The 18415-nt window shown below is 65.6% G+C and carries 20 protein-coding genes and 2 pseudogenes; 13 read left to right on the top strand and 9 right to left on the bottom strand.

All coding sequences use genetic code 11. From position 1 onward, the window contains the following. Positions 1-100, bottom strand: a pseudogene (locus AOQ71_RS47070) (LysR family transcriptional regulator); the annotation flags it as partial. A gap of 171 nt (positions 101-271) precedes the next feature. Here AOQ71_RS47070 and AOQ71_RS03170 point away from each other — a divergent pair. The 3 genes from AOQ71_RS03170 to AOQ71_RS03160 all read left to right on the top strand — a co-directional run bounded on the left by AOQ71_RS03170 (position 272) and on the right by AOQ71_RS03160 (position 2110). Further along, the gene (locus tag AOQ71_RS03170) at positions 272-1051 is read left to right on the top strand and encodes a sulfite exporter TauE/SafE family protein (protein WP_057741558.1); all 780 of its coding nucleotides are present in this window, start codon (positions 272-274) and stop codon (positions 1049-1051) included. Beyond that, positions 1048-1278, top strand: a complete 231-nt coding sequence (locus AOQ71_RS03165) for a hypothetical protein (RefSeq protein ID WP_057741557.1) — start codon at positions 1048-1050, stop codon at positions 1276-1278. Before AOQ71_RS03170 ends, AOQ71_RS03165 begins: the two co-directional genes overlap by 4 nt. A gap of 133 nt (positions 1279-1411) precedes the next feature. Continuing rightward, positions 1412-2110, top strand: a complete 699-nt coding sequence (locus AOQ71_RS03160; RefSeq protein WP_057741555.1) for a glutathione S-transferase family protein — start codon at positions 1412-1414, stop codon at positions 2108-2110. 66 nt (positions 2111-2176) lie between these two features. Here AOQ71_RS03160 and AOQ71_RS47065 read toward each other — a convergent pair whose 3' ends face one another. Continuing rightward, positions 2177-2392 (bottom strand): cysteine-rich CWC family protein, encoded by a 216-nt coding sequence (locus AOQ71_RS47065; protein WP_057741552.1) that lies wholly within the window; start codon positions 2390-2392, stop codon positions 2177-2179. A 114-nt stretch (positions 2393-2506) separates the two neighbouring features. Between AOQ71_RS47065 and AOQ71_RS03150 the strand changes: the two genes are divergently transcribed. The 3 genes from AOQ71_RS03150 (at position 2507) to hmuQ (ending at position 5737) form a co-directional block, all read left to right on the top strand. Next, positions 2507-4054 (top strand): DUF1800 domain-containing protein, encoded by a 1548-nt coding sequence (locus AOQ71_RS03150; protein ID WP_057741550.1) that lies wholly within the window; start codon positions 2507-2509, stop codon positions 4052-4054. Positions 4055-4056: 2 nt separating this feature from the next. Next, entirely contained in the window at positions 4057-5274 is a 1218-nt protein-coding gene (locus AOQ71_RS03145) for a DUF1501 domain-containing protein (protein WP_057741955.1), read from the top strand. Positions 5275-5413: 139 nt separating this feature from the next. Further along, entirely contained in the window at positions 5414-5737 is a 324-nt protein-coding gene (hmuQ, locus tag AOQ71_RS03140; protein ID WP_057741548.1) for a heme-degrading protein HmuQ, read from the top strand. A 42-nt stretch (positions 5738-5779) separates the two neighbouring features. On the opposite strand, the gene AOQ71_RS03135 is transcribed toward hmuQ, so the two are convergent. From AOQ71_RS03135 to AOQ71_RS03120, 6 genes are all read right to left on the bottom strand, one after another. Then, the gene (locus AOQ71_RS03135; RefSeq protein ID WP_057741546.1) at positions 5780-6721 is read right to left on the bottom strand and encodes an aldo/keto reductase; all 942 of its coding nucleotides are present in this window, start codon (positions 6719-6721) and stop codon (positions 5780-5782) included. Between the two features lie 256 nt (positions 6722-6977). Then, entirely contained in the window at positions 6978-7433 is a 456-nt protein-coding gene (locus AOQ71_RS03130; protein WP_057741543.1) for a GNAT family N-acetyltransferase, read from the bottom strand. A 78-nt stretch (positions 7434-7511) separates the two neighbouring features. Then, positions 7512-8324, bottom strand: a complete 813-nt coding sequence (locus tag AOQ71_RS03125) for a PAS domain-containing protein (RefSeq protein WP_057741542.1) — start codon at positions 8322-8324, stop codon at positions 7512-7514. A 129-nt stretch (positions 8325-8453) separates the two neighbouring features. Further along, positions 8454-8609 carry a hypothetical protein gene (locus tag AOQ71_RS46200; protein ID WP_083513889.1) on the bottom strand — a complete coding sequence of 52 codons (156 nt, stop codon included), beginning with the start codon at positions 8607-8609 and terminating at the stop codon, positions 8454-8456. Positions 8610-8679: 70 nt separating this feature from the next. After that, positions 8680-8856 carry a hypothetical protein gene (locus AOQ71_RS46195; protein ID WP_167353959.1) on the bottom strand — a complete coding sequence of 59 codons (177 nt, stop codon included), beginning with the start codon at positions 8854-8856 and terminating at the stop codon, positions 8680-8682. Between the two features lie 154 nt (positions 8857-9010). Beyond that, on the bottom strand, positions 9011-9661 hold the full coding sequence (locus tag AOQ71_RS03120) for a glutathione S-transferase family protein (protein ID WP_057741539.1): 651 nt from the start codon (positions 9659-9661) through the stop codon (positions 9011-9013). Positions 9662-10272: 611 nt separating this feature from the next. Between AOQ71_RS03120 and AOQ71_RS03115 the strand changes: the two genes are divergently transcribed. From AOQ71_RS03115 to AOQ71_RS03095, 5 genes are all read left to right on the top strand, one after another. Continuing rightward, a complete protein-coding gene (locus tag AOQ71_RS03115; protein WP_057741950.1) occupies positions 10273-11475 on the top strand; it encodes a pyridoxal phosphate-dependent aminotransferase in 1203 nt (400 codons plus the stop codon). A gap of 168 nt (positions 11476-11643) precedes the next feature. Continuing rightward, positions 11644-12126 carry a DUF992 domain-containing protein gene (locus tag AOQ71_RS03110; RefSeq protein ID WP_057741537.1) on the top strand — a complete coding sequence of 161 codons (483 nt, stop codon included), beginning with the start codon at positions 11644-11646 and terminating at the stop codon, positions 12124-12126. A 191-nt stretch (positions 12127-12317) separates the two neighbouring features. Continuing rightward, positions 12318-14366 carry an elongation factor G gene (locus tag AOQ71_RS03105; protein WP_057741535.1) on the top strand — a complete coding sequence of 683 codons (2049 nt, stop codon included), beginning with the start codon at positions 12318-12320 and terminating at the stop codon, positions 14364-14366. A gap of 324 nt (positions 14367-14690) precedes the next feature. Then, positions 14691-15530 (top strand): shikimate dehydrogenase, encoded by an 840-nt coding sequence (locus AOQ71_RS03100; protein WP_057741532.1) that lies wholly within the window; start codon positions 14691-14693, stop codon positions 15528-15530. A gap of 55 nt (positions 15531-15585) precedes the next feature. Next, positions 15586-16212 carry a hypothetical protein gene (locus AOQ71_RS03095; RefSeq protein WP_057741530.1) on the top strand — a complete coding sequence of 209 codons (627 nt, stop codon included), beginning with the start codon at positions 15586-15588 and terminating at the stop codon, positions 16210-16212. Positions 16213-16382: 170 nt separating this feature from the next. Here the strand turns inward: AOQ71_RS03095 and AOQ71_RS03090 are convergent, their stop codons facing one another. Then, complete coding sequence (locus AOQ71_RS03090) at positions 16383-17519, bottom strand: alpha-hydroxy acid oxidase (protein WP_057741527.1); 1137 nt, start codon at positions 17517-17519, stop codon at positions 16383-16385. Between the two features lie 101 nt (positions 17520-17620). Here AOQ71_RS03090 and AOQ71_RS44705 point away from each other — a divergent pair, with 101 nt between their 5' ends. Beyond that, positions 17621-17791, top strand: coding sequence for a hypothetical protein (locus AOQ71_RS44705; RefSeq protein ID WP_157083350.1), 171 nt, complete (start codon positions 17621-17623; stop codon positions 17789-17791). Between the two features lie 220 nt (positions 17792-18011). Further along, positions 18012-18415, top strand: a pseudogene (glmM, locus tag AOQ71_RS47060) (phosphoglucosamine mutase); the annotation flags it as partial.

The raw sequence follows: 18415 nt of genomic DNA, 5'->3' as shown, positions 1-18415 counted from the left end.
CCGCCGAGACGTTCAGCTCGATCCCGGCGGCGGCAAAGCTGCCGGTCCGCGCCGCCGCCTCGAATGCCTTGATGCCGTTGAGAAAGAGCAGCCGCCGCAAGGGACCCTCAGGAAAGCTGATGCCAGGCCAAGATAACTCAGTTTGCGCAGCCGCGGCAAGCGAGGCACCTTCACCTTGCCCCTCCCCGCGTGCGGGGAGAGAAGCGTGGCGAGGGGGAATGGGCAGTCTGCGTCCCTCGCTTTCGCCGCCCCATCACAGGAGAATCCCCAGGTGACGCCCATCATGATCGCTGCCCTTGGATTGCTGATGGTCGCCACCGCGTTCCTGTCGGGGCTGTTCGGCATGGCGGGCGGGCTGATCCTGATCGGCGTGCTGCTGGCCCTGATGCCGCTGCCGACCGCCATGGTGCTGCATGCGATCACGCAGATGGCCTCGAATGGCTGGCGCGCGTTCCTGTGGCGGGCGCATATCCGCTGGCGGCCGGTCGCAAACTACATGGTCGGCGCTGCCATCGCGCTCGGGGCATGGTCGCTCACGCGCTACGTGCCGGACAAGCCGACGGCGCTTTTGCTGCTCGGCGCCACGCCGTTCATGGCGCGGCTGTTGCCTGCGAATATCAAGCCCGATCCTGATCAGCTCTGGCAGGGCACGGTCTATGGCACGATCTGCATGGGCCTGATGCTGATGACCGGGGTCTCCGGTCCGCTGCTCGACACCTTCTTCCTCGGCGGCGATTTCGGCCGGCGCGAGAAGGTGGCGACCAAGGCGATGTGCCAGCTCGTCAGCCATTTCACCAAGCTGATCTATTTCGGCGGCATCATCGACCAGGCCGCCTCGCTCGATCCGGTTCTGGCCGGCGTCGCAATCCTCGCCTCGATGCTCGGCACCACGCTGGCGCGGCGCCTTCTCGAAGCCATGACCGACCAGCAATTCATCGCCTGGTCGAACAAGCTGATCACCACCATCGCCTGCTATTACATCGCTTATGGCTGCTGGCTCTTGGTTCGCACGCCGGTATTGGCCGCCTTCGACAAGGGAGGTTTGCAATGAGCTGTGAGGCCGACCCGCTGGTGCTTGATTTCGTCGAATGGATCGCACGCGAGCCGCGCGCCTATGCCGAGGTGATCTCGACCTGGAAGACCTCGTGCCCGCGCCTCACCATCTGGGAGGACGCCGCCGACCGCGGCTTCGTCGCGCGCGAGACGGTGCCAGGCCTCGGGCTCGTCATTGCCGTGACGGAAGACGGGGAGAAGCTGCTGCGCGCCAACGGGCGGTAGTTGGCAGAGCGCTTCTGTCCCCACATCGTCATTGCGAGCGTCAGCGAAGCAATCCAGAATGCCTCCGCGGAAGCAGTCTGGATTGCTTCGTCGCAAGAGCTCCTCGCAATGACGGAGCCTGTGGAGACCCTGCATGTCGCTCAAGCTCTACGAACTCGTCGGCACCGATGCCTCACGTCCCTTCAGCCCGTATTGCTGGCGCACGCGGATGGCGCTGGCCCATAAGGGGCTGACGGCGCAATCGCTGCCGTGGCGCTTCACCGAGAAGAGCGCGATCGCGCCGCACGGCTCGGAGAGGGTTCCGGTGCTGCTGCATCACGACAGGCCCGTGGTCGATTCCTGGGCGATCGCTGGATATCTCGAAGACAATTTTCCCGATCGTCCCTCGCCGTTCGGCGGCGAGGGCGGTCGCGCCATGGCGCGCATGATCAATGCGTGGGGCGACATCGCCATCATCGGCGGCATCTTTCCGCTCATCATCGCCGACATCCCGAACAACCTCGCCGAGGTCGATGCCGCCTATTTCCGCTCGTCGCGTGAAGCCCGCTTCGGCGGCAAGACGCTGGAAGAGATCATGGCGAGCCGCGACACCGGCGTCGTCGCGTTCCGCAAATCGCTGGAGATCATGCGGCAGACGTTCAAGTCTCAGCCCTATCTGGGCGGAGCCGCGCCGAACTACGCCGACTACATCGTGTTCGGCGGTTTCCAATGGGCGCGCGTGGTGAGCCCGTTCAAGCTGCTCGAGGCGGATGATCCGGTCTATGCCTGGCGCGAGAAGCTGCTCGATGCATTCGACGGCATGGCAAGGAAGTCGCCAGGGTATGCGGTGTAGGTTTCGTAGCCCGGATGGAGCGCAGCGCAATCCGGGAATCGCGCCACAAGCGATGACGGCCCCGGATTACGCTTGCGCTCCATCCGGGCTACGCACCGCCGCCTTGCGCAAGCATTCCCGGCACAAGCAATCCTCGCCCTTCACCGGCATCGGCAGCTTGGCCGTCTCCTCCGCGCACCAGCAATTGCCCGACAGATCGCAGCCGAACTCGGTGCCGCAGCGGGAACAGGGAAGGCGGCGCGGAGCCGGTTGCGCAATCGTGATTTCTTTCGGATTTGTCATGATTTACGTCGAAGCTTTGCCGTCATTTTCATGTCGGGTTCATCTCTCGCCGCGGTATATTAGGCGCCGCGCGCAGGCCATGGAAGTGGTTGGCAAGGCGCGGAGGACAAATCGATGGCCCGCGATTCCCAAGCCGCTCTCGTCGCGCTGAACCGCTTCGGCTTCGGGCCGCGCGGCGGCGCATCCGGCGATCTCATCAATGCGGCCTCCGATCCACGCGGCTTCGTGAAGGCGGAGCTGGCGCGCCCCCTTGGCGCGCTGCTGGAGGCGCCGGGCCTGCAATCGACGCCGCAACTCGGGCAGGCCGTGTTCGCCTATCAGGACGAGGTCAAGCAGGCGCGCGAGGCCGCGAAGGCCGTGGCGCCGACCGAAGCGCCGGCGCCGACGCCGCCCGCGGACCAGAAGCCCGACAACCAATTGCGCCGCAATCTCTCGCTCAACACGGTGGCGAGCGAGATATCAGGTCGGCAGATGGCGGAGGCGAAGCCCGAGGCCATGCAGCCCAACGCTGCGGCACCTGCTGCTGCAAAACAGCCGCAGCAGCCCCTCAACGTGATCCAGAAGACGTTTCGCGCTGAGGCGCTGGCGCGGTTGCAGCGCGCGATGATGGTCGATTGCGGCTTCACCGAGCGCCTCGTCGTGTTCTGGTCCAATCATTTCTGCATCTCCGCGAGCAAGGGCGAACTGGCGCGGATGTGGGCCGGCGCGTTCGAGCGCGAGGCGATCCGCCCACATGTGCTCGGGCGCTTCGCCGACTTGCTGAAGGCGGTGGAGCAGCATCCGGCGATGCTGTTCTTCCTCGACAATCAGCAATCGCTCGGGCCGGATTCGCGCGCAGGCCAGAACCGCAAGCGCGGGCTCAACGAAAATCTCGCGCGCGAGATCATGGAGCTGCATACGCTCGGCGTCGGCGGCGGCTATACGCAGGAGGACGTCACCTCGCTCGCGCGCATCATCACCGGCTGGACCTTTGCCGGCCGGCAGGGGCAGCTCGGGGCGCCCGGGTCGTTCGTGTTCAACGCCAATGCGCATCAGCCCGGGCCGCAGCTGCTGCTCGGCAAGACCTATGAGGCGACCGGTCTGGCGCAGGGCGAAGCCGCGCTCGCCGACATTGCGCGCCATCCGTCGACCGCGAATTTCATCGCCACAAAATTCGTGCGCCACTTCGTCGCCGACGATCCGCCGCCGGCGCTGGTGGCGCGCTTGCGCGATGTCTTCGTCAGGACCGACGGCGACCTCAAGGCGCTCGCGACCGCGCTGGTCGATTCCGACGAGGCATGGAAGGCGCCGCTCACCAAGATGCGCTCGCCTTACGATTTCCTGGTTGCGAGCGGCCGGCTCCTCGCGCGCGTGCCGGAGGATCCCGGCCCGTATCTCAACAGCCTCAATTTGCTCGGCCAGCCGCTATGGTCGCCGGCCGGTCCCAATGGCTTCCCTGATACGGCTGCGGCCTGGGCGGCGCCCGAGGGCATGAAGCTGCGGCTCGACATCGCCTCGCAGATGAGCGCGCGGCTCGGGCCCAACATCGATCCGCTCGATCTGCTCGAATTCGCCGCCGCTGATGCGGCCTCCGTCGAAACGCGCAGGACGATCGAGCGCGCCGAATCGCGCCAGCAGGCCCTGGCCCTGCTGTTGATGTCGCCCGAACTGCAGAGGAGATGAAGATGATCGACTGCGTCGAAAACCGGCTCCTCACCTCGCGCCGCGGCCTTCTGCTCGGCGGTGCCTCCTTCGCCGCCTGGGCCTACTTGCCGAAATTCGCGCGCGCCGCCGACGGTCGCGACCCACGCCTGGTCGTGGTGATCCTGCGCGGCGCGCTCGACGGGCTCGCCACCGTCGCGCCGATCGGCGACCCTGATTATGCCGGCCTGCACGGTTCGATCGCGCTGACGGCGGACGGCGCGCATGCCGCGACGAAGCTCGATTCCTTCTTCGCGCTGCATCCGGCGATGCCGGAATTTGCGCGCATGTATCGCGACCAGCATGCCGCGGTGATCCACGCTGTCTCGACGCCCTATCGCGACCGCTCGCATTTCGACGGCCAGGACGTGCTCGAGAGCGGTTATGCGGGGCCGGGCCGCGTGCAGTCCGGCTGGCTCAATCGCGCGCTGGAAGCGCTGCCGCGCGGCGAGCGCGTGTCGAGCGGGCTCGCGGTCGGTCCCACCACGCCGCTGGTGCTGCGCGGCAATGCGCCGACGGTCGGCTGGGCGCCGGTCGCGCTGCCGCAGGCCGACGACGACACCGCGATGCGCCTCGTCGATCTCTACCGTCATCGCGATCCCGCGCTCGCCGCGGCGCTGACGCAGGGCCTGCAGCTGGAGAAGGCCGCGAGCGGCGACGACATGAAGCCGAAGCCGGGCAACCAGGTCGCCCAGATGCGTCAGGTCGCGCGCGGCGCGGCCAAGCTGATGGCCGCCGATGACGGTCCGCGCATCGCCGCGCTCGCCTTCGACGGCTGGGATACGCACGCCAACGAAGGCGGCCCGGTCGGACGCCTCGCCTTCCTGCTCGGCGGTCTCGACGGCGCGCTCGCCGAATTCGAAAGCGGCCTTGGCGATCGCTGGCGCGACACCGTCGTCGTGGTCGCCACCGAGTTCGGCCGCACCGCGCGCATCAACGGCACCGACGGCACCGACCACGGCACCGGCACCATCGCCCTGCTCGCCGGCGGCGCCGTGAAAGGCGGCCGCGTCATCTCCGACTGGCCCGGGCTCAGGCCTGCCAACCTCTATGAGGGCCGCGACCTCAAGCCCACCACCGATTTGCGCTCCGTGATCAAAGGCGTGCTGCAGGGCCAGTTCGGCCTGTCCGATCAGGTGCTGGCCCAGACCGTGTTCCCGGACAGTGCAGGCGCAAAGCCGATGAAGGGGCTGGTTGCCTAACTGTCATTCCGGGGCGCGCGAAGCGCGAGCCCGGAATCCATTCATCCACTGGTTCTGTCGCCAAATGGATTCCGGGCCTGCGCCTTGCGGCGCATCCCGGAATGACGACATGATTGGCGAAACATCAGGAGAATCGCCCATGTACATCGCCATGAACCGCTTCCGCGTCGCCAAGGGCTCCGAGGCCGCCTTCGAGCAGGTCTGGCTCACGCGCGACACGCATCTGGACAAGGTGCCCGGCTTCGTCGAATTCCATCTGCTGCGTGGCCCCGAGCTCGAGGACCACACGCTGTACGCGTCACATACCGTATGGGCCAATCACGCCGCGTTCGACGCCTGGACCAAATCGGAAGCGTTTCGCGCCGCGCATCACCGGGCCGGCGACAACAAGCCGCTTTACCTCGGCCATCCCCAGTTCGAGGGCTTTGAGGTGATGCAGACGGTGGGACGCGGCGCCAAGTAACGCGGCGCCAAGTAACGCGCCGCGAAGTAACGCGCCGCTAGATCACCCCTTCGTAATCCTGTCGATCTCGGCGAGATCCTCGGCCGTGAGCTGCCAGGCGATCGCCTTGACGTTCTGCTCGACCTGCTCGACGCGGGTGGCGCCGGCGATCACGCTCGACACTTGCGGGCGGCCGGCCAGCCAGGAGAAGGCGAGCTCGAGCATGGAATGGCCGCGCGCCTTGGCAAAGGCCTGCAGCTTTTCGACGACGTCCTCGTTGCGCGGCGTGACATAGCGCTCGCGCAGCGCCGGCACCTTGCCGAAGCGGGTGTCGGCGGGGGCGGTCGCGCCGCGCTGGTACTTGCCGGTCAGCAGGCCGCTTGCGAGCGGGAAGAACGGCAGGAGGCCGAGCCTGTATTCCGTTGCTGCGGGCAGCAGATCCTTCTCGATGTCGCGGACCACGAGGCTGTACTCGTCCTGCGCCGAGACGAAGCGGCTCACATTCATCGCGCGCGCGGTGAACTCGGCCTCCGCGATCCGCCACGCCGGAAAGTTGGAATGGCCGATATAGCGGACCTTGCCCTGGCGGACGAGATCGTCGAGCGCGCGCAGCGTCTCTTCCAGCGGCGTCAGCGGATCGTAATCATGCTGCTGGTAGAGATCGATGTAGTCGGTCTTGAGCCGCGTCAGGCTGGCCTCGACCGCATTCATGATGTAGCGGCGCGAGGCGCCCTGCTTGGTGCCGTCGGTCGCCATCGGCTTGGAATATTTGGTTGCGAGCACGATGTCCTTGCGGCGGTCGCCGAGCACCGTGCCCAGCACCGTCTCCGAACCGCCCATGCCGGCATAGATGTCGGCGGTGTCGAACAGCGTGATGCCGAGGTCGATCGCCCGGTGGATCACCTTGCGCGAGGTTTCCAGATCGGTGCGCTGGCCGAAATTGTTGCAGCCGAGCCCGACCGCGGACACGCGCAGGCCGGAGCCGCCGAGATTGCGAATTTCCATGGGAGATCCTGTCAGACGAGAGCCGGCGGCCATTGTGACCGCGGTGCGCTGCAGCGGCAAGCGCCTGGCCTCGCGTTGCAGCCATGCCGACAACAAGCGGCAGGCAAAAAAATGCGGCCCCCGTAGACGCGGCGACTCACGGGGGCCGCTTGGGGCGCTTGATCGGTGACGGGGGGGCCTGATCAGACGCGACTGCAGGATAGTCCCGGCGTGTTACGCGCCGGTGACATCTGGAGTTATCCACAGGCCCCGAAAGTCAGAATATCTTGCGATAGACGATGAAGCCGGAGCGTTCTGCGACCTTGTCGTACAGGCTCTGCGCGGTGGTGTTGGTCTCGTGCGTCTGCCAGTAGACGCGCGGCGATCCCGCGAGTTTTGCACGCTCATAGACGCCGTAGATCAGCGCCGAGGCGACGCCCTTGCCGCGCGCGGCTGGAAGCGTGAACAGGTCCTGCAGATAGCACGAGGGCTCGATCGCCGTGGTGCTGCGGTGGAACAGGTAGTGCGTCAGCCCGAGCAGCTTGCCGTCGCTCTCGGCGACCAATCCATGCACCGGCTCATAGGCATCGAAGAAGCGCTGCCAGGTCATCTCAGTGATCTCGGGCGCGAGCGCGGTCGGACCGGAGCGGCCGTAGAAGGCGTTGTAGCCGTCCCACAGCGGCAGCCATTGGTCGTAGTCCTGCCGGGCGACGGAGCGAATGGTGAGCGACATCTAGGAAATCCGTGGGGCGATGAGGCATCCTTCATACGGGATCATCGCGGTGCGGATCAATCGCGCCGCAGCGCATCATCACTCCGCGACGCCCAAATGGCGGATCAGTTTCTGCCCCGTCGGATCGCGCAGCGAGCGATAATAGTCGGCGCGTTCGGGCGCGTCGGTGTGGCGCACGAGGTCGGTCACCGGCGTGTAGCTCAGCATGCGGCCGCCGTCGGGCAGCGCAGTGCAGACGAAGCGCAGCACCTTGCCATTGCGCAAGGCGATATTGATCGGCGTGGCATCGCCGGTCCGCACCATCTCCATGCGCTGCGCGATGAAGACGCCGAGCTCGTCCTGCGGCAATTCGAACGCGCCGGTGTCGCGGCCGTGATACATCAGTGCGATGAAGGGCGGCTTGTCCTCGGCCATCTCGTCCGGCAACGCAAAATATTTGCGAAATGCGCGGTTGATGAATTCGGCGCGGGTCTCCGCATCGAGCAGCACGATGCCGATATCGACCTGGTCGAGCGCGGCCGACAGCCGCGCGGCAGTGGCGTGGTTGCGCCGCTCGGCAGCGAAGGCATCGAGCAGCCGCTCGCGCACCAATCCGGTGACGGCCGCGGTGCCGGTGGTCGTCAGCGCGAGCAGGGAAAGCTGCACGAGTTCGCTCGCGGCAAAGCCCAGCGCGGCGCGATGGCCGAGCGCGAGCAGCACCGCACCGATCACGGCGATAACGGCGCTGCCGAGTGCGGATGCAAAGCCGGAAAGCGACCCGGCCAGCGCCACGATGCCGACGAACAGCGGCGCGAGCGAGAGAGCGGGAGCATCGCGATCGAGCAGGATCGCCAGCAGTGCGATCGCTGCCGTCAGCACGGGACCGGACATGGCGCGCCATCCGAACCGCATGGGCCTTGCTCATTCCTCCCTGAACGAGATAAGGCCACCAGACTGTCCCATGGCTGCGCAAGCGCAACCCGATTTCGCGCGGCGCGCTGAATCAGGGCTTGCCCGCGCCGCCAAAGCTTTCGGATGATTTTAGGCCAAATGCGCGTGCTCGATGCGCTGCAGGGCCGGAGCATTCCATGTCGAGGTCCCGGGCCCCTTGCGGGTGCCGACGAAAATCAACAGCGACGCCGCGACCAGGATGGCCGCCGTCAGGGTGATTGCAACGATGACCACAGGCGATTTCATCACTGTCCCGTCACGATGCATCGGGCGCGGGTCGCCGGCACCTTGAAGCCATTCCGCGATGAAACGGGGATCAGACCGGCAGACCCATCGCCATGGTCGCCTTGGTCGACAGCACAGTGAGGGTGACGATCAGGCACAGCGAGAGCGCGGCGACGGCGAGCGAGGCCGCGACCGCGTTGGTCAGCCGGGAAGACGAAACGGTATCGGTTTGGCCTTGAAAGCCGACCGTGCCGGACACCCGCATCATGGTCTAAATCCTTCAACGTGCGAGCGAATCACCCGCAACGCCAAACAATCTCACAATTTCAACCGGCAATATTGGGGCGGCGATGCGCTGAATATGGCAGGAATTGGGCAAAGGTTAACGCCATGCCCGCTATTTCTTAACGCCGCGCCTGATCTCAGGCTCCGGCGGCGATGCTGGCGGGGTCGTCGATGTCGGCGGGGCGCCAATCCATGGCCACGAAGCCGGGCGCGGCCTCGACGCGCTTCAGCCAGTTCCGGATCGCCGGGAAGGGCTGCAGGTCGAAGTCGCAGCGGTCGGCGAGATGGGTGTAGCCGTACAGGGCAATGTCGGCGACCGTGAGCTGGCGGGCAGCGAAGTAGTCGCAGGTTCTGAGGTGGTTCTCCATCACCTGGAGCGCGCCATAGCCGCGCTCCATCCAGTCCTCCAGCGCGTGGGTCTGCAGGTCGCGGCCGCCCTTGACCAGCGACAGCCAGAAATAGGCGGCGCCGATATTCGGCTCGAGCGCGTGCTGCTCGAAGAACATCCATTGCAGCGCCTCGGCGCGATCGATCCGGTTCTCCGGCGCCAGCGGCGTGCCGACGGCGACATACCAGAGGATGGCGTTGGACTCGGCGAGATAGCGGTTGTCGCCGACCTCGAGCAGCGGCACTTGTCCCGACGGGTTCTTGGCCAGGAAGTCCGGCGTCTTGCTCTCGCCGCGCAGAATGTCCACCTCGATCGCTTCGTAAGGTACGTTCAGCAGCGCCAGCGCAAGGCGGACCTTGTAGCTGTTGCCCGAGCGTTGCATCGAATAGAGCTTGTACATTCTGGGAGTTCGATTCCGAAGGATGGAAGGCGCGGCGCGCGTTGCCCCGCACCGCGGCTAAACAATGATGCCGATGCGAATCCGCCGCAAGGGCTCGGCAATAGAAAAACTCGAAATCCCTACCGCACTGCATCACGAGGGAAGATCATGTTCGCGCCGCGCTGCAAATCAGATCACGCTTGCGTCAACATGCAAGACTCATCGCGTCGCGCAATCGTGTACCACGCGCGTCATCGTCATGCCCGGGCTTGTCCCGGGCACTCCACGTTCTTCGTCCAGTGTGGCAAGGCGTGGCTGGCCGGGCCTTCGCCTCGCCGAAGCGGCTTCGGCCGCGCAGGCGGGACAAGCCGGCCATGACGACGTTTCGATTATATCTGCGTGCAACACGCAAAATTGCTCCGAGGACAAGCCTTCCCGGATATGAGCGATTTCGACGGCAAAGTTGCCGATTATTGCGGGAAATCCGGCCTTGAAACGCTCCAAGCCCGTAAACTTTCTGAAGATCGGGCCGAAGTTTCTTGCGGCGCAGCGGCACACGTTTTAGGGTGGCTCCATTCCCACAATCAGAGTCGTGCGACCCATGGGTTCACGACGCTTGTCAGGAGATGACGATGTCCTTCCTTGCCGCTGCGCTCGACCGTGTGAAGCCGTCCGCGACCATCGCGGTCACGGATAAAGCACGCGCGCTGAAAGCGGCGGGCCGCAACGTCATCGGCCTTGGCGCCGGCGAGCCCGACTTCGACACGCCCGCCAACATCAAGCTCGCGGCGATCCGCGCCATCGAGGCCGGCAAGACCAAGTACACCGCGGTCGACGGCATCCCCGAGCTGAAGGACGCGATCATCGCGAAGTTTCAGCGCGAGAACGGCGTCGCCTACAAGCCGAACCAGATCATCGTCGGCACCGGCGGCAAGCAGGTGCTCTACAACGCGCTGATGGCGACCATCAATCCGGGTGACGAGGTGATCATCCCGGCTCCCTATTGGGTCAGCTATCCTGAAATGGTGGCGCTCGCCGGCGGTGAGCCGGTGCCGGTGGTCTGTACCGCGGCATCAGGTTTCAAGCTCGGAGCCGAGGCGCTCGAGCGCGCGATCACGCCGAAGACCAAATGGGTGATCCTGTGCTCGCCGTCGAACCCGACCGGCGCGGCCTATACGCGCGCCGAGCTGAAGGCGCTCACCGACGTGCTGGTCAAGCATCCGCATGTGTGGGTGATGACCGACGACATGTACGAGCACCTCGTCTATGACGACTTCCAGTTCACCACGGTCGCGCAGGTCGAGCCCAGCCTTTACGACCGCACGCTCACCGTGAACGGCGTGTCGAAAGCCTATTGCATGACCGGCTGGCGCATCGGCTATGCCGGCGGCCCGGCTCAGCTCATCAAGGCGATGTCGACCATCCAGTCGCAGTCGACCTCGAACCCGTGCTCGATCGCGCAATGGGCGTCGGTGGAAGCGCTGAACGGTCCGCAGGATTTCATCCCCGCCAACAACAAGGTGTTCAAGGAGCGTCGCGACCTCGTCGTCTCCATGCTGAACCAGGCCAATGGCATCGAGTGCCCACGTCCCGAAGGCGCGTTCTACGTCTATCCCTCCTGTGCCGGCACGATCGGCAAGAAGGCGCCGTCGGGCAATGTGATCGGAAATGACGAGCAGTTCGTCACCGAGCTGCTGGAGACCGAGGGCGTTGCCGTCGTGCAGGGTTCGGCCTTCGGCCTCGGCCCGGCGTTCCGCATCTCCTACGCGACCAAGACCTCGGACCTCGAAGACGCCTGCAAGCGCATCCAGCGCTTCTGCGGCAACCTGCGCTGAGCCTGTCGCGACCGACTTCAGGAAAGGCCCGCCTCTGGCGGGCCTTTTTGTTCGCACGCCTATCATCGTGTGCGATCTGGCGCCATTGCGGCTGTTGTGGCATAGACCATCGCGCAACACGGGTGGGGTGCTCTCTCTGCTCGCATCACACATAGCCGGAGATATTTCATGCGCCGTTCGTTCATCTTCGCCGGGCTCGCTGCCGCCAGCCTCGTTGCCTCCGTCACGAGCAGCGACGCTCAGCAGCAGAGGCTGGTGCAGGTCGGCGTGCTCGAATGTCGCGGCGGCGCCAGCGTCGGCTTTGTGGTGGGGTCTGTCACCAATCTCGGCTGCGTGCTGCGCGCCGAGGGCCTGCCCGAAGACCGCTACGTCGCGACGATCCGCAAAGTCGGCCTCGACCTCGGCATCACCCAGGAGACGGCGCTCGCCTGGGGCGTGTTCGCACCGGTGAACCGGCTCGGTCCTGGCGATCTCGCCGGCAATTACGCCGGCGCGCAGGGCAGCGCCTCGGTCGGCGTCGGCCTTGGCGGCAACGTGCTGGTCGGCGGCTCAAATAATTCGATCGCGCTCCAGCCACTTAGCGTCCAGGGCCAGGTCGGCCTCAACGTCGCCGCCGGACTCGAGAGCCTGGAACTCCGCCCGGGCCGTTAAGTTGCGCCAGCGGCGGTGCCGCGTTTACCTCTCCCCGACGGGGAGAGCTTGGAACACCGGGCGTTGAGACCTAATCTAACGGACGACGCACCGCAGCGACGTTTGACGCTTGCCAAATCTGGGGGACGGGCAGAGCATCTGCGTTTGCCGACCCAATCACGGGCCGAGCTCCACACCAAGGAGGCGGCGAAATGGGACAAGACGTCAGAAGTCCCCGAGGTCCACGGTGCATTGCGCTGGTGGGCCCTTTCCAATCAGGTAAAACCACACTTCTCGAAGCGATCCTGGCGCGGACGGGCGCAATCCCGCGCGCCGGCAGCGTCGACGCCGGTACGTCGGTCGGCGACGCCACGCCTGAGGCCCGTCATCACAAGATGAGCGTCGGGCTCACTGCTGCCACCACGAGTTTCATGGGCGACAGCTATACCTTCCTGGATTGTCCCGGTTCCGTCGAGTTCGCCCACGACATGCGCGCCGCGCTGCCCGCGGTCGACGCCGCCATCGTGGTGTGCGAGGCCGACGAGAAGAAGCTGCCGCAGCTTCAGATCATCCTGCGCGAGCTGGAGGAGCTGAAGATCCCGCGTTTCCTGTTCCTCAACAAGATCGACCGCGCCAACAAGCGTATCCGCGAGACGCTCGCGATGCTGCAGCCCGCCTCGCGCGTGCCGCTGGTGCTGCGCCAGATCCCGATCTGGAAGGGCGAGCTGATCGAGGGCTTTGTCGATCTCGCGCTGGAACGTGCGTTCATCTATCGCGAGCATAAGGCCTCCGAAGTGATTGCGCTCGACGGCGGCAATCTCGATCGCGAGAAGGAGGCCCGCTTCTCGATGCTGGAAAAGCTCGCCGATCACGACGACGCGCTGATGGAGCAATTGCTCGAGGACATCCAGCCGCCGCGCGATGCCGTGTTCGACGACCTCGCCCGCGAGTTGCGCGAAGGGCTGATCTGCCCGGTTCTTCTGGGCGCGGCCGCCCGCGAAAACGGCGTGCTGCGTCTGATGAAGGCGTTGCGCCATGAGGCGCCGGGCATTGCCGAGACCGCAAAACGTGTCGGCGCGCCCGCCACGAAGGACGCGCTCGGTTTCGTCTTCAAGACGCTGCACTCGCAGCACGGCGGAAAGCTGTCGCTGACGCGGCTGCTCGCCGGCCATCTCGACGACGGCGCCACGCTGCAATCCTCCTCCGGTGGTGCCGGCCGCGTCTCCGGCATCCTCGCCGTCAGCGGCGCTTACGACAGCAAGCGCGCCTCGGCCGAAGCAGGTGACACCGTGGCGCTCGCCAAGCTCGATGCGGTCAAGACCGGCGACACCGTCTCGAGCGGCAAGACCGCGCCGGCTGCGCTCAAGGCCTCGGAGCCGACGCCGCCGGTGCTCGCCATGTCGGTTGCGGCCACCGACCGCAAGGACGACGTCAAGCTCGGCCAGGCCTTGATGCGGCTGCACGAGGAGGATCCGTCCCTCGTCATCGTGCAGAATGCCCAGACCCACGACACCGTGCTGTGGGGGCAGGGCGAGATGCACCTGCGTGTCGCCAGCGAGCGGCTCAGCGACCGCTTCGGCGTCAAGATCACCTCGCATCCGCCCGCGATCGGTTACCAGGAGACCATCCGCAAGCCGATCGTCCAGCGCGGCCGCCACAAGAAGCAGTCCGGCGGTCACGGCCAGTTCGGCGATGTCGTGCTCGACATCAGGCCGCTGCCGCGCGGCGAAGGTTTCAGGTTCGCCGAGAAAGTCGTCGGCGGTGCGGTGCCGCGCAACTATATCGGCGCGGTGGAAGAAGGCGTTGTCGACGGGCTCGCCCGCGGCCCGCTCGGCTTCCCCGTCACCGATGTGGAGGTGACGCTGACGGACGGCTCCTATCACAGCGTCGATTCCTCCGACCTCGCCTTCCGCACGGCGGCGCGGATCGGGCTCAACGAAGGCCTGCCGCAATGCCAGTCGGTCTTGCTGGAGCCGATCCACATGGTCGAGATCGTCTGTCCGACCGATGCCACCGCCAAGATCAACGCGATCCTGTCGGCGCGGCGCGGCCAGATCCTCGGCTTCGACACCCGCGAGGGCTGGAGCGGCTGGGACTGCGTTCGCGCCATGATGCCGGAAGCCGAGATCGGCGAGCTGATCGTCGAGCTGCGTTCGGCCACCGCCGGTGCCGGCAGCTTCACGCGCCAGTTCGACCACATGGCCGAAGTCACCGGCCGCGCCGCCGACCAGATCATCGCCGCGCATCAGCACGCGGCGTGATCGGTTAGGGACGCCCCACTCTCTCGCTCCCTCTCCCCCCGTTCTCAGGGGCAGGGGGAGGCGTGAGGGACTGTCTCTACGAGGGCGGCACTTTATGTGAGCCACGCCCTCTCCACGTCATTGCGAGTTTAGAAGAAATCCAAAGTCGTTCTCGGGAGACGATCGCGCGTGCGGTTGCCGATATCAGGGGCGCGCGAGATGCAGCTGCCCCCGTCGCCGACGAGACCGTGAGCCGGCGGCCTGATCGGCACCGTGGCGCCGGCGCGCTTGACAGGACCGGCCGGACACGAAATGGATCGCCCTCGAACACGACCCGGGGGAAGGATGACCACGCCCAAACCGCCCGCAGCCTGCCTGATCGGATGGCCGGCCGCGCATTCGCGCTCGCCGCTGATCCATCGTTACTGGCTGCGCACGCTCGGCATCGCAGGTGGCTATGTCATCGAGGCCGTTCCGCCGGATGATTTGCGCGATTTCGTGCTGCGGCTGTCGCTGCGCGGCTTTGTCGGGGCAAATGTCACCATTCCGCACAAGGTCGGCGTGATGGAGCTATCGACCCCCGACGCGCGCGCCAGGGCCGTGGGCGCCGCCAACACGCTGTGGTTCGAAGATGGAGAGCTGCGCTCGACCAATACAGACGTCGAGGGCTTTCTCGGCAATCTCGACGCCACCGCGCCGGGCTGGGGCAAGGCCGGTGAAGCGCTGGTGCTGGGGGCGGGCGGCGCCTCGCGCGCGGTGGTATTCGGCCTGCTCGACCGCGGCTTCGCCAATGTCCATCTTGCCAACCGCACCCTGGCGAACGCCGAGGCACTTGCGGCGCAGTTCGGGCCGAACGTGCATCCGCTGGCCTGGGACGGCATCAATGACGTGCTGCCGCGTGCAAAACTTCTCGTGAACACGACCTCGCTCGGCATGCATGGCCAGGGCGCGCTCGAGCTCGATGTGGCGCGTCTGCCGGAAGCCGCCGTCGTCGCCGACCTCGTCTATGTTCCATTGGTGACGCCGCTGCTCGCGGCCGCCCGCGCCCGCGGGCTCCGGACCGCCGATGGGCTCGGCATGCTGCTGCACCAGGCGGTGCGCGGCTTCGAGCTGTGGTTCGGCCGGCGGCCCGAGGTGACCGCCGAGCTCCGGGCCTTGGTCGAGGCCGACCTCACAAAGACTTGAGAGAATAGTGCGCTGTCTCCGGCGTTCTACCCCGTGGGGACAATCGGAGACATCAATGACGATCCAACGTGACAGTTTCACGCGCCCGCTCATCGCTGCCGCGATGGTGGTTGCTTCCACCTTTGCCGCCGTCGCGCAAAAGGCGCCGGTGCCGACCCGCGTGCGCGGCACGATCGAGAACGCCGATGGTGACATGCTGCAGGTCAAGTCGCGCAGCGGCGAGGAGGTCAAGCTGCATATCGCTCCGGACGCGCGCGTCGTCGGTGTCACCAGGATCTCGCTCGCCGACATCAAGGTCGGCTCCTTCGTCGGCGCCACCACCGTGCCGGGCCCTGATGGCGGCAACAATGCCGTCGAGGTGCATGTGTTTCCGGAGAACATGCGCGGCACCGGCGAGGGCTCGCGGCCCTATGATCTCAAGCCCAATTCCAGCATGACCAACGCCACGGTGTCGGAGAGCGTGGTCGGCAATGACGGTCATACGCTGCTGGTGAAGTACAAGGACGGCGAGAAGAAAGTTTTCGTCTCCGATATGACGCCCGTGGTGACCTTCGTTCCCGGCGACAAATCGGAACTGAAGGCCGGCGCCCAGGTCATCGCCTTCATGAAGCAACTGCCCGATGGTTCGTTCGAGACCGACCGCCTCAGCGTCGGCAGAGACGGCCTGACCCCGCCGATGTGAAGTGAAGCAAGCTGCCGCCGATGTGAGGGCGCTAGCATCGCAGGGTGGGTTAGGCGAAGCCGTAACCCGCCATGCTTCCGGAAATGCCGACCGAAGTTGGCGGGTTACGCTCAACGGATGCGCTTCGCCCATCCGTTGAGCTAACCCGCCCTACGGCACCGCCCTTGCGGCTACACCGCAATCACGTGATCGTCGATCTCGTCGATCCTGTTGACGCCGCACAGGCCCATCGTGGTCAGCAGCTCTTTCTGGATGATGTCGATCGCCTTGGCGACGCCGGCCTGGCCGCCGGCGCCCAGGCCATAGGCATAGGCGCGGCCGATCATGCACGACTTGGCGCCGAGCGCGAGCGCGCGCATCACGTCCTGGCCGGAGCGGATGCCGCCGTCGAACATGATCTCCATCTTGTCACCGACCGCGTCCGCGATCTCCGGCAGCACCTCGATCGAGGACGGCGCGCCGTCGAGCTGACGGCCGCCATGGTTCGACACCACCAGCGCCTGCGCGCCGGTCTTGGCCGCTTCCTCGGCGTCCTCGACGTCCAGAATGCCCTTGATGATGAGCTTGCCCGGCCAGATGCTCCGGATCCAATCGACGTCTTTCCAGTTCAAGGACGTGTCGAACTGCGAGGCCGTCCATTCGGCGAGCCGGTTGAGGTCCTCGGTGTTCTTCACGTGGCCTGCGATGTTGCCGAAGGTGCGGCGCTTGCCCTGCAGCACGCCCGAGACCCAGGCCGGCTTGGTGGCGAAATCCAGGAATTTCGACAGCGTCCACTCCGGCGGGATCGTCATGCCGTTCTTGATGTCGGCATGGCGCTGGCCGATCACCTGCAGGTCGACCGTGAGAACCAGCGCACTGCACTTGGCGGCGATCGCGCGCTGGATCAGCTCCTTGATGAAGCCGCGGTCCTTCATCACGTAGAGCTGGAACCAGAACGGCTTGTCCACGGCGGCCGCGATGTCCTCGATCGAGCAGATCGACATGGTCGATTGCGTGAACGGGATGCCGGCGGCCTGCGCCGCGCGGCAGGCGTGGATCTCGCCGTCGCCATGCTGCATGCCGAGCAGCCCGACTGGCGCCAGGATCAGCGGCATGGTCGAGGGCTCGCCCAAAATAGTCGTCGAGGTGTCGCGCTTGGAGACGTCGACCAGGATACGTTGGCGGAACTTGATGGCTTGCATGTCCTCGCGATTAGCCCGCAGCGTTTCCTCGGCATAGGAGCCGCGGTCGCAATAGTCGAAGAATGCCTTCGGCACGCGGCGCTTATGCAGCGCGCGAAGATCGTCGATACAGGTGATGTGCTTCATGAACGTTCCCGGCCCATCTTGTCTTGAGAGTCTTGCATCGGAAGATTGAGGGGTCATCTAGCATGGTTGGATGCGCAGCCAAATCGTTTGCGAGAGGGACCATGATGACCAAGCCGCACACGGGGCCTTCGCCGGAACAGATCAAGGAGAAGCAGGCCCTCGACGACGCGCTCGAAGAGGGCCTCGAGGAGACCTTCCCGGGCTCCGATCCCGTCAACGTCACCCAGCCGGCGCCTAGCCGCGAGGATGGTCATGTGAAGCGGAAGGGGTGAGGCCGGTTCCGGCTCATTCCGGCGACAAAAGCGGAAATATAATGTTAACAGCCGGTTACCGGACAGCCTAGTTCCCGGTTCCGTAATGATTCATCATATTTTTTGAAGCCAATTTAGCCCTCCAGGCATTATAAAGTCCCCAGCAAATCAGGGATGCGGGGCCTGTTCGGGCACCCGGAGGTTGTCGTGGGGATCCCTGGTTGTTGCGTGGGGGACGATGATGAGCCGCAAATATTTCGGGACGGACGGGATCCGGGGCCGCGCCAACGGACTGATCACGCCGGAGCTCGCGCTCAAGGTCGGCCAGGCCGCCGGCCTTGCGTTTCAGCGCGGTGACCACCGGCACCGGGTCGTGATCGGCAAGGACACGCGGCTATCAGGCTACATGATCGAATATGCCATGGTCGCGGGCTTCACCTCGGTCGGCATGGACGTGCTGCTGGTCGGCCCGATGCCGACGCCGGCGGTGGCGATGCTGACCAAGTCGATGCGCGCCGATCTCGGCGTCATGATCTCGGCCTCGCACAATCTGTTCGAGGACAACGGCATCAAGCTGTTCGGCCCGCAGGGTTTCAAGCTTTCCGACGACGTCGAGAAGCAGATCGAGCAGCTGCTCGACGAGCC

The organism is Bradyrhizobium manausense, from assembly GCF_001440035.1.
Classification (GTDB): Bacteria; Pseudomonadota; Alphaproteobacteria; order Rhizobiales; family Xanthobacteraceae; genus Bradyrhizobium; species Bradyrhizobium manausense.
Note: the sequence above shows the minus strand (reverse complement) of the source record. Positions and strands in the feature narration are given on the sequence as shown.

Excerpts from the sequence above, each read along its gene's own strand:
- AOQ71_RS03165 (WP_057741557.1), top strand. The coding sequence starts at position 1,048 with ATGAGCTGTGAGGCCGACCCGCTGGTGCTTGATTTCGTCGAATGGATC.
- AOQ71_RS03160 (WP_057741555.1), top strand. The coding sequence starts at position 1,412 with ATGTCGCTCAAGCTCTACGAACTCGTCGGCACCGATGCCTCACGTCCC.
- AOQ71_RS47065 (WP_057741552.1), bottom strand. The coding sequence starts at position 2,392 with ATGACAAATCCGAAAGAAATCACGATTGCGCAACCGGCTCCGCGCCGC.
- AOQ71_RS03150 (WP_057741550.1), top strand. The coding sequence starts at position 2,507 with ATGGCCCGCGATTCCCAAGCCGCTCTCGTCGCGCTGAACCGCTTCGGC.
- AOQ71_RS03145 (WP_057741955.1), top strand. The coding sequence starts at position 4,057 with ATGATCGACTGCGTCGAAAACCGGCTCCTCACCTCGCGCCGCGGCCTT.
- hmuQ (WP_057741548.1), top strand. The coding sequence starts at position 5,414 with ATGTACATCGCCATGAACCGCTTCCGCGTCGCCAAGGGCTCCGAGGCC.
- AOQ71_RS03135 (WP_057741546.1), bottom strand. The coding sequence starts at position 6,721 with ATGGAAATTCGCAATCTCGGCGGCTCCGGCCTGCGCGTGTCCGCGGTC.
- AOQ71_RS03130 (WP_057741543.1), bottom strand. The coding sequence starts at position 7,433 with ATGTCGCTCACCATTCGCTCCGTCGCCCGGCAGGACTACGACCAATGG.
- AOQ71_RS03125 (WP_057741542.1), bottom strand. The coding sequence starts at position 8,324 with ATGCGGTTCGGATGGCGCGCCATGTCCGGTCCCGTGCTGACGGCAGCG.
- AOQ71_RS46200 (WP_083513889.1), bottom strand. The coding sequence starts at position 8,609 with ATGAAATCGCCTGTGGTCATCGTTGCAATCACCCTGACGGCGGCCATC.
- AOQ71_RS46195 (WP_167353959.1), bottom strand. The coding sequence starts at position 8,856 with ATGATGCGGGTGTCCGGCACGGTCGGCTTTCAAGGCCAAACCGATACC.
- AOQ71_RS03120 (WP_057741539.1), bottom strand. The coding sequence starts at position 9,661 with ATGTACAAGCTCTATTCGATGCAACGCTCGGGCAACAGCTACAAGGTC.
- AOQ71_RS03115 (WP_057741950.1), top strand. The coding sequence starts at position 10,273 with ATGTCCTTCCTTGCCGCTGCGCTCGACCGTGTGAAGCCGTCCGCGACC.
- AOQ71_RS03110 (WP_057741537.1), top strand. The coding sequence starts at position 11,644 with ATGCGCCGTTCGTTCATCTTCGCCGGGCTCGCTGCCGCCAGCCTCGTT.
- AOQ71_RS03105 (WP_057741535.1), top strand. The coding sequence starts at position 12,318 with ATGGGACAAGACGTCAGAAGTCCCCGAGGTCCACGGTGCATTGCGCTG.
- AOQ71_RS03100 (WP_057741532.1), top strand. The coding sequence starts at position 14,691 with ATGACCACGCCCAAACCGCCCGCAGCCTGCCTGATCGGATGGCCGGCC.
- AOQ71_RS03095 (WP_057741530.1), top strand. The coding sequence starts at position 15,586 with ATGACGATCCAACGTGACAGTTTCACGCGCCCGCTCATCGCTGCCGCG.
- AOQ71_RS03090 (WP_057741527.1), bottom strand. The coding sequence starts at position 17,519 with ATGAAGCACATCACCTGTATCGACGATCTTCGCGCGCTGCATAAGCGC.
- AOQ71_RS44705 (WP_157083350.1), top strand. The coding sequence starts at position 17,621 with ATGATGACCAAGCCGCACACGGGGCCTTCGCCGGAACAGATCAAGGAG.